Source organism: Streptomyces sp. NPDC053560, assembly GCF_044544605.1.
Taxonomy (GTDB): domain Bacteria; phylum Actinomycetota; class Actinomycetes; order Streptomycetales; family Streptomycetaceae; genus Streptomyces.
The window spans coordinates 56,466-69,745 of record NZ_JBITXI010000019.1; the positions used below are offsets into that span (position 1 = coordinate 56,466).

The window sequence follows — 13,280 nt, forward strand, 5'->3', positions numbered from 1 at the left end:
TAGGCGACGAACGACGACGCCCTCACTGTCTACGCCGACCTCATCACCAACGGCATGAGCGGCAGCCCCGCGGCCGAACTCTGGAGGGAACTCATGGGAACCCAGCTCTTCGATCTCCCGAACAGCCGGTCCTGGGTCGCGGAGGGATTCCGCGATCAGGGCCGCGAGGAAGGCCGTCAGGAGGGAGCGGTGAAGGGGAAGGCCGAGGACCTTCTCCAAGTGCTGCACACGCGGGGGCTCGTGATCTCCGCCGAGGAGCACGCACGCGTCGCGGACTGCCGCGACCTGGAGCTCCTCAACCGCTGGTTCCTCCGGGCCATCACCGCCGCCGACGTCCACGAGGTCTTCGCCGAGGAAGCGGGCGACGTCACGGATCAGGCGGAATGACCGAGCTGCGAGACGTGCCGCTGGCCCCCGCGGAACGGCAGCGCGTCGCCGAGTGCGACGACTCTGTACCGCTGGCTCGGCCGCGCAGCCTTCGGTGGTGGGCCCGCCGATGTCTTCCGTGACGACGACGAGTACGTCGCCGGAGCGCCGGTGCCGGAATAGGGAAGATCCGCGCGATGCTGGCCGTCATGGAGGTGCACCCACGATGACCGACAGCACTACCGAGTACAGGACCGAGCACGACTCCATGGGCGAGGTACGGGTCCCGGCCGGCGCCAAGTGGCGGGCGCAGACTCAGCGCGCGGTGGAGAACTTTCCGATCTCCGGGCAACGGCTGGAGCGGGCGCACATCGAGGCGCTGGCCCGGATCAAGGCCGCGGCGGCCAAGGTCAACGCCGAGCTGGGGGTGGTGGACGAGGACGTCGCCCGGGCGATCCAGGAGGCCGCGGCCGAGGTCGCCGACGGCCGCTGGGACGACCACTTCCCCGTCGATGTCTTCCAGACCGGCTCCGGCACGTCCTCCAACATGAACACCAACGAGGTGCTGGCGACCCTCGCGACGGAGCGGCTGGGCCGGGACGTGCATCCCAACGATCACGTCAACGCCAGCCAGTCGTCCAACGACGTCTTTCCCTCCTCGATTCATATCGCCGCCACCGCCGCGGTGACCGCCGACCTGATCCCGGCCCTGGACCATCTGACGGCCGCGCTGGAGCGCAAGGCGGAGGAGTTCAAGGACGTCGTGAAGTCGGGGCGTACGCATCTGATGGATGCCACGCCCGTGACGCTGGGCCAGGAGTTCGGCGGGTACGCGGCGCAGGTCCGGTACGGCGCCGAGCGGCTGCGGTCCTCGCTGCCCCGGCTCGCCGAACTCCCGCTGGGCGGCACGGCGGTGGGCACCGGCATCAACACCCCGCCCGGCTTCGCCGCCGCGGTCATCGAGGAGGTGGCGCAGGCCACCGGGCTGCCGCTGACCGAGGCGCGCAACCACTTCGAGGCGCAGGGCGCGCGGGACGGCATCGTGGAGACCAGCGGCCAGCTGCGCACGATCGCGGTCGGGCTGACGAAGATTGCGAATGATCTGCGGTGGATGGCTTCCGGGCCGCGTACGGGGCTGGCGGAGATCCAGCTGCCGGATCTGCAGCCGGGCTCCTCGATCATGCCGGGGAAGGTCAATCCGGTCATCCCCGAGGCGGCGCTGATGGTGGCCGCGCAGGTGACGGGGAACGACGCGACGGTGGCAGCGGCGGGCGCCGCGGGCAACTTCGAGCTGAACGTCATGCTGCCGGTGATCGCCAAAAACGTCCTGGAGTCGGTGCGACTTCTGGCCAATGTCTCGCGGCTGCTGGCGGACCGTACGGTCGACGGCATCACCGCCGACGTCGAGCGGGCGCGGGAGTACGCCGAGTCCTCCCCTTCGGTCGTCACTCCGCTCAACAAGTACCTCGGCTACGAGGAAGCGGCGAAGGTGGCCAAGAAGTCACTGGCCGAGCGGAAGACCATCCGCGAGGTGGTGATCGAGTCCGGATACGTCGAACGCGGCGCGCTGACCGAGGCCCAGCTGGACGAGGCCCTGGACGTGTTGCGCATGACGCATCCATGACGGTCGCTGCGGCCCACGTCACGGCAGTGCGGCGGTTCCGCCCCTAAGATCTGCGCATGACAGCGGATACGGTGGAGACAAGGGATGGCCATACGTCCGGGACCGCGCGCTGGGTGCCCGGCGAGCACATCCTGTGGCGCTATCGCGGCAATGCCACCGACCGCTTTCACATCTGCCGTCCCGTCACCGTCGTCCAGGACACCGACGACCTGCTCGCCGTGTGGCTGGCGCCGGGCACCGACTGCGTCAAGCCGGTGCTCGCGGACGGCACGCCGGTCCACCGCGAGCCGCTGGCCAGCCGGTACACCAAGCCGCGGCGCGTGGTGCGGGACCGCTGGTTCGGCACCGGCGTCCTGAAGCTGGCCCGGCCCGGCGACCCGTGGTCGGTGTGGCTCTTCTGGGAGCGCGGCTGGCTGTTCAAGAACTGGTACGTCAACTTGGAGGAGCCGCGCCGCCGCTGGGCCGGCGGCGTGGACTCCGAGGACCACTTCCTGGACATCGCGGTCTACCCGGACCGGCACTGGGAGTGGCGGGACGAGGACGAGTTCGCGCAGGCGCAGGCCGACGGGCTGATGCCGACCGCGCAGGCCGAGGAGGTACGGGTGGCGGCCCGCGCCGCGGTCGAGCGGATCGGCGAGTGGGGCGCCCCGTTCGCGGACGGCTGGGAGCACTGGCGGCCGGACCCGCAGTGGACCCTGCCGGCGCTGCCGGACGACTGGGCCCGGCTGTCCGGCCACTCCCCCTCGTGAGCGCCCCTTCGTGAGCGACCCCTCGTCAAAAAGCGGCCGCTTGTGCGGAATCCGCACCCACGGGAGTGAAGCGGCGGGCCTCAAGGCTGACGGAACCGTCCGAATTGCAGGGACTTCGGGGAACATGCGTTCCCATTTGCGCCATGCTCAGGGGCGAGCCCCCTTGCTGCGCCCCACGGGTTCAAACGTAGGATCGTCCTCCGCAAGAGGCCGAGAAGGCACAGACGCAACTCCAGAACTGGAAACCGAACTTGACCGCGGTCGCAGGAGGGGCGGGGTCGTGAGCGACAGCTACGACGGGTACGAGGGCCTGAACCGGTTAGCACTGGACCGGGCCGGGCAGGCCGAGGCGTTCAACGCGATCGCCTCGTCCTACGACAGCGCGTTCCCCCACAAGGAGGGGCAGCGTGCCGCCGGTGCCTGGCTCGCCGCCGCGCTGCCGGACGGCGCCCGCGTGCTGGACGTCGGCTGCGGCACGGGCCTGCCCACCGCTCAGCAGCTCTCCGGCGCCGGCCACCACGTCGTCGGTGTCGATCTCTCCGCCACCATGATCGAGATGGCGCGGGAGAACGTTCCGGCCGCCGAGTTCCACCGCCTCGATCTCGCCGATCTGCGGGACGGCCGGCTCGGCGGCCCCGGCTCGTTCGACGGCATCGCCGCGTTCTTCTCCCTGCTGATGCTGCCGCGCGCGGAGATCCCGTACGCGCTGCGGATGCTGCACTCACTCCTGCGGCCGGAAGGGCTGCTCGCCCTGTCGATGGTCGAGTCCGACGTGGACGACTACCCGATTCCGTTCCTGGGCAACACGATCCGGGTATCGGGTTACCTGCGGGACGACTTGCGCCATGTCGTGCGCGACGCGGGTTTCGAAGTCACCGGGGAGGACTCGTATGCGTATGCCCCGGCCAGTACGGACGTGCCACCCGAGATCCAGCTCTTTCTGCACCTGCGACGCGCTTGAGACGCAGCGCGCCCGGCGCGCAGCCCCGGACGGATGGAATCCCACGCGTGACGGAGCACCCCACCTCCCACCCTTCGCGACCGGCACCCCTGCCGGCCGCGCCCCCGGCCATGTCGCCGCGGGGGCTGCCGGAGACGACGGCGCACGGCGCCGCCGATCCGCGCAACGCCCTGCAGCGGCCCGTCGGCCCCGCCCCTGCCGACCTGCCGGGGTCCGCCCTGCCCGGTTCCGTGGCGGCCGGTCCGCCCGAGCGCACCGGCGGCTCCGGTGAACTGCCCGCGCCCCCGGGGCGCAGCGGGAAGAAGCGCCGACGCCAGCGGGACCGGCGGACCGCGGACGCCGCGGACCACAACGCCGCGCAGGGCGCCGGCGGCCACACCCAGGCCGGCGGGCCGGGCGGCGAGCCCGTCGGCGACCCGGCCCGGGACCGCGGTGCCACGCACGGCGGGGCACGGTCCCGTGCCGAGGAGCCGGACAGCGGCTCCGGCGCGCACGAGAACGGCGGTCCGGGCGGCATCGGCCGGCCCCGGGACGGCGAAGGCCGGGCCCGGCAGCGGCCGCAGGACTCCGCGGTACCGCCCGCGGGGCCGCGGCGCGGCCGCAGCACCCAGAACGGCGGCGGAACACGCCGGCAGGCCGAGGAGCCGGTGCGCCCGGAGGCGCCGCCGGCCCGTTCGGCACATCCGGCCGAGGGGGGTGAGCCGATGCCGGCACGGCAGCCCGGCGGGGACCGGCTGCGCTTCGTCGGCGCCGCCACCCGGCGGATCGCACGCGGTATCGACCTGGACGAGATCGTGCTCGGGCTGTGCCGGGCGACGGTCCCGACGTTCGCCGACGCGATCCTGGTGTATCTGCGCGACCCGCTGCCGGTGGGCGACGAGCGGCCGGCCGGCCCCGTCGTGCTGCGGCTGCGGCGTACCGACCGGATCCCCGAGGAGGCGGACACCAACGGCGGCCGGCTGCCCACCCTTCCCGCGCAGCCCGACCTGGGCCCGGCGATGGGCGGGTCGGCGGCCGAGCTGGCCGAGGTCGTGCCCGGCGGGCCGCTGGCCGAGGTGCTGCGCGGGGTGCGCCCGCTCTTCGGTGAGGCGCAGGCCGCGCAGGCGGCGCTGCCCGAACTGCTCGGTACCGGCACCCGCATGCCGCCGGGCCAGCGCGTCATCCTGGCGCCGCTGCGCGGCCGCCGCCGGGTGATCGGCGCCGCGGTCTTCCTGCGCCGCCCCGACCGGCCCGCGTTCGAGCCGGACGACCTGCTGGTGGCGGCGCAGCTGGCCACTCACACGGCGCTCGGCGTGGACAAGGCGGTGCTGTACGGGCGCGAGGCGTACATCGCCGACGCGCTGCAGCGCACGATGCTGCCCGACTCCCTCCCGCAGCCCACCGGCGTCCGGCTCGCCAGCCGGTACCTCCCGGCCGCGGAGACCGCCCGGGTCGGCGGCGACTGGTACGACGCGATCCCGCTGCCGGGGTCCCGAGTGGCCCTGGTCGTCGGCGATGTGATGGGCCATTCGATGACCTCGGCCGCGATCATGGGTCAGCTGCGCACCACCGCGCAGACCCTGGCCGGGCTCGACCTGCCGCCGCAGGAGGTGCTGCACCACCTCGACGAGCAGGCCCAGCGGCTCGGCACGGACCGGATGGCGACCTGCCTGTACGCGGTCTACGACCCGGTCGCGCACCGGATCATCGTGGCCAACGCCGGGCATCCGCCGCCGGTCATGCTGCACCGCGGCGGCCGCGCCGAGGTGCTGCGCGTCCCGCCCGGCGCGCCCATCGGCGTCGGCGGCGTGGACTTCGAGGCCGTCGAGCTGGACGCGCCCGCCGGGGCGACCCTCGTCCTGTACACCGACGGCCTGGTGGAGTCCCGGATACGGGACGTCTGGACCGGCATAGAGCAGCTGCGCGAGCGGCTGACGGAGACGGCCCGGCTGACCGGTCCGAACCCGCCGCCGCTGGAGCCGCTCTGCGACGAGGTGCTGGACATGCTCGGCCCGGGCGACCGGGACGACGACATCGCGCTGCTCGCGGCCCGCTTCGACGGGATCGCGCCGAGCGACGTGGCGTACTGGTATCTGGACCCGAAGGCGCAGACCGCCGGGCAGGCCCGCCGGCTGGCCCGAAGAGCCCTGCAGCGCTGGGGGCTCGAAGAGCTCACGGATCAGGTGGAGTTGCTGGTCAGCGAGGTCGTGACCAACGCCGTACGGTATGCGGAGCGGCCCATCACGCTGCGGCTGCTCCGCACGGACGTACTGCGCTGCGAGGTCGGTGACGACGTGCCGCAGCTCCCGCGGCTGCGCCAGGCGCGCCCGTCGGACGAGGGCGGCCGGGGCCTGTACCTGGTCAACCGGCTGGCCCGGCGCTGGGGCGCGACCCGCCTGAGCACCGGCAAGGTGGTGTGGTTCGAGCTGTCGATGCCGCCCGTGGCACGGCGGCTGCCGGGGCGGGAGTAGCCGCCCGCCCGGTTCCGCGTACGCGTGCGGCCCCCGTCCTCCGAAGAGGGCGGGGGCCGCACGGCGTGACCGGGTCAGTCGCCCAGCATCGGGTGCCTGCCGTTTCCGTTTCCGTTGTCCTCCTCGTCCCCGCCGGGCAGCGGGAGGTCCTCGGACTCGCTCGGTGACGGGGAGGTGGAGGGCGAGGGGGACGTGCTGGTTTCCGACTCGCTCGGCGACGGGGAGGCCGAGGGCGAGGGGGACTCGGAGGTCTCCGACGGGGACGGCGAGGGGGACTCGGACTCCTCGGTCTCGGTCGGCGTCGGGCTGGGCGGCGGGGCGACGCCGGCGCCCATGTCGGTGTCCAGGTCGAAGCGGGCCGTCAGGTCGTCGCCCAGCGCGTTCTGGGTGTAGGCGGCCCAGATCTCCGCGGGGTAGCCACCGCCGTTGACGCGGCCGCCGCCGCCCGCGCCCTTGAGCGTGACCTGGGGGTGCGGCGCGTCCGCGTCCTCGCCGAAGAGGCCGACGGCGGTGACCAGCCGGGGCGTGTAGCCCACGAACCAGGCCGACTTGTTGTCGTCGGAGGTACCGGTCTTGCCCGCGATGTCGTAGTCGGTGTTGCGGACCGCGGTGCCGGTGCCGTCCTTGACCACGCCCGTCAGCACGGAGGTCACGGTGTCCGCGGTCGTCCGGTTGAGGACCTGTCCGCCGACCGGGTCCGGCAGGTCGACCGGGTCCTCCTCGCCGCGCTGCGCGTGCGTCACCAGCTGCGGGGTGATCTTCTTGCCGTGGTTGTCCAGCGTGGCGTAGACGCCGGCCATCTGCAGCGGGCTGGCGCCCATCGAGCCGAGCGTCATGGCCGGGCGGGACGACATCTTCTCCGCGTCCATGCCGAGCTGCCCGGCGGTCTGCCGGACCTTCTCCAGGCCGACGTCCACGCCCATCTGCGCGAAGACGGAGTTGACGGAGTTGTTCATGGCCGTCTGGACGCTGATCGGGCCGTAGTCCTTCTCGTCCTCGTTGGGCGGCGCGAAGCCGATGGCGCTGCCCTTGACGGGCCGGCGGCTGGTGCCGTCGTAGACCGTGCTCGGGTTGATCGGCGTGCCGTCCTGGGTGGTGGAGTTCTTCTCCAGGGCGGTCGCGAGGATCAGCGGCTTGAAGGTGGAGGCGGGCTGGTAGTCGGCGCGGGTGGCGTTGTTGAGGTAGTGCTCCAGATAGCCCTTGCCGCCGTACATCGCCACGACGTGGCCGGTCTTGGGGTCGACGGAGACCGCGCCGGCCTGCGCGTCGGCGTCCACGTCCCGGACCTTCGGGTCGAGCTTGCTGGTCAGCTTCTCCTTGACGGCCGACTCCATCGCCTTCTGGCGCTTCTTCTCGACGCCGAGGGTGACGGTCCAGCCGCCGGCCGCGAGGTCCTCCTCGGTGACGCCCTGCTTCTCCAGCTCCTGGTCGGCGAGCTTGACCAGGTAGCCCTTCTGCCCCTTCAGGCCCGAGCTGGGCTTGGGGTCGTCCGGCACGGGGAACTTCAGGCCCTGCCGCTTCCCGGCGTCGAGCCAGTGCATCTCGACCATGTTGTCGAGGGTGTAGTTCCAGCGTGCCTGCACGCGCTTCCGGCCGGCGTCGGTGGCGCTCGCCCAGTCGTACTGGCTGGGCGCCTGGAGCAGCGAGGCCAGGTACGCGCCCTGGGCGACCGTCAGGTCGCGGGTGTGGACGCCGTAGTACGCCTGCGCCGCGGCCTCGATGCCGTACGCGCCGCGGCCGTAGTAGCTGGTGTTGATGTAGCCGGCCAGGATCTCGTTCTTGCCGAGCTTCTGGTCGACCTTCAGGGAGATCACGATCTCCTTGAGCTTGCGGCTGACCGTCTGTTCCTGCGTCAGGTAGTAGTTCTTCACGAACTGCTGGGTGATGGTCGAGCCGCCCTGCTTGCCCCGGCCGCGCAGGGTGTTGAGGATGCCGCGCGTGGTGCCCTTCAGGTCGATGCCGGAGTCCTTGTAGAAGGACTTGTTCTCGGCGGCGACGAAGGTGTGCTGGACATCCTTGGGGATGTCGCTGATCGGCACGCTCTCGCGGTTGAAGCCGGTACGGGCCAGGACGGAGCCGTCGGCGTACTTGTAGACGTTGCTCTGCGCGGCGGCCTGGCCGTTGGCGGAGGCCGGCACGTCGATGAAGAGGTACAGGCCGACGAAGCCGACGATGCCCAGCAGGCAGACGGTGAAGAACGCCCCGAGCAGCTTCTTGAAGGTGAAGAAGCGGCCCACGCCGCGTTTCTTCGCTTTCGCCCGGCGCCTGCCCCTTTTCTGCGCCCGTCTCGCCTCGGCTCGGCCCATCTCTGTCGTCACTCCAGTCGTTCCGCCCCCATTGACCCAGCCTCCGAAGCTAACCCCCTGGTGTCATCACATACTCATCGATCAAGCATTTTCCGGACGTGACAATGAGCACCCCATTCCTGTGCAACCGTTCGACGCTTCCCTCGATCGCGCCCGGCCGCTGCTTGCGCCGCCGCCACCCAGGGGCTTAAATAGCTATCACTTTGCTAGACCAGTGAAAGCACGCTGACGAGTACGGCCACGGAGTGCCGTACGGAACGGGGGACCCATGTCCGACTCCACGCCCACACCGCCCGCCGCCACCGATCCCGACGCCCCGAAGCTGCCGGAGCCGCAGGTCAGGGAGGTCACCGCACACAGCATCCCGGGCGGCCTCGGCCTGCTGCTGACCGTCGTCGGCTTCATCGGCGGCATCGCGCTGGCGATCCTCGGCGGGGCGTCCGCCTCGGGCGGCAGCAGGGCGCTCGGCGTCACGCTGATCGTCGTCGGCGTCGTACTGCTGCTCGTCTCGCTCTTCTGCATGGGCGGCGTGAAGATGGTGGCGCCCGGCGAGGCGCGGGTCATCCAGCTCTTCGGCCGGTACGTCGGCACGATCCGTACCGACGGCCTGCGCTGGATCAACCCGCTCACCAGCGCCACCAAGATCTCCACCCGGGTCCGCAACCACGAGACCGCGGTCCTGAAGGTCAACGACGCGTACGGCAACCCCATCGAGCTGGCCTCGATCGTCGTCTGGAAGGTCGAGGACACCGCGCAGGCGCTGTTCGAGGTGGACGACTTCCTGGAGTTCGTCGCCACGCAGACCGAGGCGGCCGTCCGGCACATCGCGATCGAGTACCCCTACGACGCGCACGACGAGGACGCGCTCTCGCTCCGCGGCAACGCCGAGGAGATCACCGAGAAGCTCGCCGCCGAGCTGACCGCGCGGGTCGAGGCGGCCGGCGTCCGGATCATCGAGGCGCGCTTCAGCCACCTCGCCTACGCCCCGGAGATCGCCTCGGCGATGCTCCAGCGGCAGCAGGCCGGCGCCGTCGTGGCGGCCCGCTACCAGATCGTCGAGGGCGCGGTGGGCATGGTCGAGTCGGCGCTCGACCGGATCAACGAGCAGGGCATCGTCGAGCTGGACGAGGAGCGCAAGGCCGCCATGGTCTCGAACCTGATGGTGGTGCTCTGCGGAGACCGTGCCGCGCAGCCCGTCCTGAACACGGGCTCGCTGTACCAGTGAGTGAGGAGCCCGGGGCACCGGGGCGGCGGCCGCGGCAGCGCAAGCAGGTGCTGCTGCGGCTCGACCCGGCCGTCCACGACGCGCTGGCGCGGTGGGCCGGTGACGAGCTGCGCAGCGTCAACGCGCAGATCGAGTTCCTGCTGCGCGGCACGCTGGCGGAGGCGGGCCGGCTGCCCAAGGACGCCGGGGCGATGCGGCGCCGGGGGCGGCCGCCGAAGAACCCGGAACCGGCGCCCGAGGAGACCGGCCCCGCGGACGGCTCGTCCGAGGAGACCGGACCTTCGGACGGCCCGACCGAGGAGTGACCCGAGCGCAACGGCCCCGAAGGCCCGACCGGCCTTCGGGGCTCACCCTCACCCATCTATACACTCGATGTATACATCTCGTGTAGTGTGCTCCGCATGCTCTTGGAACACCCCCACCCGTCCGTTCGTCCGGAGGCCCGCGCATGACACCGGCCGGTTCCCTGCTCGCCGCCCGCGACCTGCGCAAGGCGTACGGGCGCACTCCCGCGCTGGACGGCGCGGACTTCTCGGTCCACCCCGGCGAGGTGGTCGCCGTCATGGGCCCGTCCGGCTCCGGCAAGTCCACGCTCCTGCACTGCCTCGCCGGCATCGTCCGCCCCGACTCCGGCACCGTCCACTACGACGGCCGCGAGCTGACCTCCCTGCCGGACGCTGAGCGCAGCGCCCTGCGCCGCACCGACTTCGGCTTCGTCTTCCAGTTCGGCCAGCTCGTTCCCGAACTCACCTGCCTGGAGAACGTCGCCCTCCCCCTCCGACTCAACGGCGCCAAACGCAAGGCCGCCGAAGCCACCGCCCGCGAATGGCTCACCCGCCTGGAGGTCGACGACGTCCACGGCAAGCGCCCCGGCGAAACCTCCGGCGGCCAGGGCCAGCGCGTGGCCGTGGCCCGCGCACTCGCCGGCCGCCCCCGCGTCCTCTTCGCCGACGAACCCACCGGCGCACTGGACTCCCTCAACGGCGAACGCGTCATGACCCTGCTGACCGACGCCGCCCGCGACACCCACGCCGCCGTCGTCCTCGTCACCCACGAGGCCCGCGTCGCCGCCTACTCCGACCGCGAAGTCGTCGTCCGCGACGGCACCGCGCGGGAACTGGCGGGCACCGCATGAGCACCACCGACCAGCGGTCCCGCGTCCGCGCCGGGAACGCGCCGGCCCCACCCTCCGGCGTCACCGTCCGGCTGCGCGACCTGTCGATGGGTGTGCGCTTCGCGCTCGCCGGCGGCCGCGAGGGCTGGACCCGTACGCTGCTGACCGCCGTCGGCGTCGGGCTGGGCGTGGCCCTCCTGCTCGCCGCCACGTCCGTGCCGAACCTCCTGCAGAACCGGGCGGAACGCGGCGACGCCCGCCAGGTACCGGAGAGCACGAAGACGGTGTCCCGCGGGGACGACACCCTGCTGGCCGCCGAGGCCGAGACCGTTTACCGCGGCGACACGGTGCACGGCACGCTGCTGCGCCCCGACGGCTCCCGGCCGCCGGTCCCGCCCGGTATGACCGAAGTGCCGGGCCCCGGCGAGATGGTGGTCTCCCCCGCCCTGCGCGAGCTGCTGTCCTCCCCCGAAGGCCGGCTGCTGCGCGACCGGCTGGACTACCGGATCACCGGCACCATCGGGGACGCCGGGCTGGTGGGCCCGGCCGAGCTGACGTACTACGCGGGCAGTGACACCCTCACCGGCGGCGCGGCGCACCGTATCGCGTCCTTCGGTACGCACTCCGAGCCCGAGCCGCTCAACCCCCTGCTCTCCGTCCTGATCGTCGTGGCCTGCGTGGTGCTGCTGATGCCGGTGGCCATCTTCATCGCCACCGCCGTCCGCTTCGGCGGCGAGCGCCGCGACCGGCGGCTGGCCGCGCTCCGGCTGATCGGCGCGGACGCCGCGACGACGCGGCGGACCGCGGCCGGCGAGGCGCTGTTCGGCGCGGTGTGCGGGCTGCTGGCCGGCGCCGTAATGTTCCTGGCCGGGCGGCAGTTCATCGGCTCGTTCACGGTCTGGGAGGTCAATGCCTTCCCCGCCGACATGACGCCGGTACCGGCCCTGGCCGCGCTGATCGTGGTCGCCGTGCCGCTCGCCGCCGTGGTGGTGACGCTCTTCGCGCTGCGCGGCGTGACCATCGAACCCCTGGGGGTCGTACGGCACACGGTGGCCCCGCGGCGGCGCATGTGGTGGCGGCTCCCGATGCCCCTCGCGGGCATCGGCATCCTGCTGCTGGCCAGGGCGCTCAAGAAGGACGGGGTGGCGGCCCCGGCATTCGTCATCGCGAGCGGCACCGTGCTGGTGCTGCTCGGCCTCGCGCTGCTGCTGCCGTGGGCCGTCGAAGCGGTCGTGGCCCGCTTCTCGGGCGGCCCCGTGCCCTGGCAGCTGGCCGTCCGCAGGCTCCAGTTGTCCGGCGGCGGCGCGGCGCGCGCGGTCAGCGGGATCACCGTCGCGGTGGCCGGCGCGATCGCCCTGCAGATGCTCCTCGGCGCGATCCAGGCGGACTTCATGAAGGTCACCGGCCAGGACGGGCGCCGGGCCCAGCTGGATCTGTCGCTGCCGACCGCGGACGTCGGCACCACCCGGCAGATGGTCAAGGAGTTCCGCGGGACCGAGGGCGTACGCGGCATCATCGCCGGCATCGAGGCCGACGCGGCGCGTCCCGGACCGCTGCGCAAGGGCGAGGACTTCATCCCGCGCACCCGGTTCACGGTCGGCGACTGCCCCTCGCTGCGCGAGATGGCGCACCTGGGTTCCTGCCGGGACGGCGACGTCTTCATCGTCCACGACAGCACCGGCATGGTCCCCGACGACTACATCGGCGAGACCGCGCGCCCCGGCAAGCAGGTGATCTTCAACCTGGACGCCACGACGGACAAGCCCGACGGCCCGCCGCGGCTGTGGACCCTCCCGAAGTCCGCTCGTCCGGTCGACTCCCGCAAGGACCCGGCGGGCCGCACCACGTTCGGCATCTTCGCCACCCCGGGCGCCGTGGACACCGGGCTGCTCGATTCGCCCGTCGCCCGCGCCATGGTGAAGACCGACCCGCGGGTGCCTGACGCCGCCGAGTACGTCCGCAACACCGCGGCCCGGATCGACCCGCTGATGAAGGTCTCCACGCTGCAGAACCTCCAGCGGGACAAGAACTACGCGAGCGTGCGCACCGGCCTGCTGATCGGCTCGGCCGCGACCATGGCGCTGATCGCCGCGAGCATGCTGATCTCGATGGTGGAGCAGCTGCGCGAACGGCGCCGGCTGCTGTCGGTACTGGTCGCCTTCGGCACCCGGCGGACGACGCTGGGCTGGTCGGTGCTCTGGCAGACCGCGCTGCCGGTCGGGCTGGGGCTGGCGCTGGCCGTCGCGGGCGGCAGCGCGCTGGGCGTCACCCTGCTGGGGCTGGTCGGCAAGTCGGCGCCGGACTTGTCGGTGCTCTGGCCGCCGGTCGCCACCGGCGCCGCGCTGGTGCTGGCGGTCACCCTCATCAGCCTGCCGCCGCTGTGGCGGATGATGCGGCCGGACGGGCTGCGTACGGAATGAGGCAGTGCGGGCGGAGCCGGACGGCTCCGCCCGCTATGCACAGCACGTATACACGCAGCGCACAC

General features: G+C 72.3%; 10 protein-coding genes. 9 read left to right on the forward strand and 1 reads right to left on the reverse strand.

The genetic code is table 11. The annotated features are described in order from the left end of the window. The first annotated feature begins 93 nt into the window (after positions 1 to 93). From ACIGQF_RS34770 to ACIGQF_RS34790, 5 genes are all read left to right on the forward strand, one after another. Positions 94 to 387 (forward strand): hypothetical protein, encoded by a 294-nt coding sequence (locus ACIGQF_RS34770; protein WP_399718885.1) that lies wholly within the window; start codon positions 94 to 96, stop codon positions 385 to 387. A 205-nt stretch (positions 388 to 592) separates the two neighbouring features. Then, positions 593 to 1,990 carry a class II fumarate hydratase gene (locus ACIGQF_RS34775; protein WP_399718888.1) on the forward strand — a complete coding sequence of 466 codons (1,398 nt, stop codon included), beginning with the start codon at positions 593 to 595 and terminating at the stop codon, positions 1,988 to 1,990. Positions 1,991 to 2,046: 56 nt separating this feature from the next. Then, a complete protein-coding gene (locus ACIGQF_RS34780; protein ID WP_399718891.1) occupies positions 2,047 to 2,739 on the forward strand; it encodes a DUF402 domain-containing protein in 693 nt (230 codons plus the stop codon). A 280-nt stretch (positions 2,740 to 3,019) separates the two neighbouring features. Continuing rightward, positions 3,020 to 3,700 (forward strand): class I SAM-dependent methyltransferase, encoded by a 681-nt coding sequence (locus ACIGQF_RS34785; protein ID WP_361566745.1) that lies wholly within the window; start codon positions 3,020 to 3,022, stop codon positions 3,698 to 3,700. A gap of 47 nt (positions 3,701 to 3,747) precedes the next feature. Continuing rightward, positions 3,748 to 6,150 carry a SpoIIE family protein phosphatase gene (locus ACIGQF_RS34790; protein ID WP_399718894.1) on the forward strand — a complete coding sequence of 801 codons (2,403 nt, stop codon included), beginning with the start codon at positions 3,748 to 3,750 and terminating at the stop codon, positions 6,148 to 6,150. 74 nt (positions 6,151 to 6,224) lie between these two features. Here the strand turns inward: ACIGQF_RS34790 and ACIGQF_RS34795 are convergent, their stop codons facing one another. Continuing rightward, positions 6,225 to 8,456: a transglycosylase domain-containing protein gene (locus ACIGQF_RS34795; protein ID WP_399719083.1), complete on the reverse strand. Its 2,232-nt coding sequence runs from the start codon at positions 8,454 to 8,456 to the stop codon at positions 6,225 to 6,227. A gap of 268 nt (positions 8,457 to 8,724) precedes the next feature. On the opposite strand from ACIGQF_RS34795, the gene ACIGQF_RS34800 reads away from it, so the two are divergent. The 4 genes from ACIGQF_RS34800 to ACIGQF_RS34815 all read left to right on the forward strand — a co-directional run bounded on the left by ACIGQF_RS34800 (position 8,725) and on the right by ACIGQF_RS34815 (position 13,215). Next, on the forward strand, positions 8,725 to 9,681 hold the full coding sequence (locus ACIGQF_RS34800) for an SPFH domain-containing protein (RefSeq protein WP_399718897.1): 957 nt from the start codon (positions 8,725 to 8,727) through the stop codon (positions 9,679 to 9,681). Further along, positions 9,678 to 9,986: a hypothetical protein gene (locus tag ACIGQF_RS34805; RefSeq protein WP_399718900.1), complete on the forward strand. Its 309-nt coding sequence runs from the start codon at positions 9,678 to 9,680 to the stop codon at positions 9,984 to 9,986. Before ACIGQF_RS34800 ends, ACIGQF_RS34805 begins: the two co-directional genes overlap by 4 nt. Before the next feature lie 143 nt (positions 9,987 to 10,129). Further along, entirely contained in the window at positions 10,130 to 10,816 is a 687-nt protein-coding gene (locus ACIGQF_RS34810; RefSeq protein WP_399718902.1) for an ABC transporter ATP-binding protein, read from the forward strand. Beyond that, positions 10,813 to 13,215, forward strand: coding sequence for an FtsX-like permease family protein (locus ACIGQF_RS34815; RefSeq protein WP_399718905.1), 2,403 nt, complete (start codon positions 10,813 to 10,815; stop codon positions 13,213 to 13,215). The genes ACIGQF_RS34810 and ACIGQF_RS34815 overlap by 4 nt, the downstream gene beginning before the upstream one ends. Positions 13,216 to 13,280: the final 65 nt, after the last annotated feature.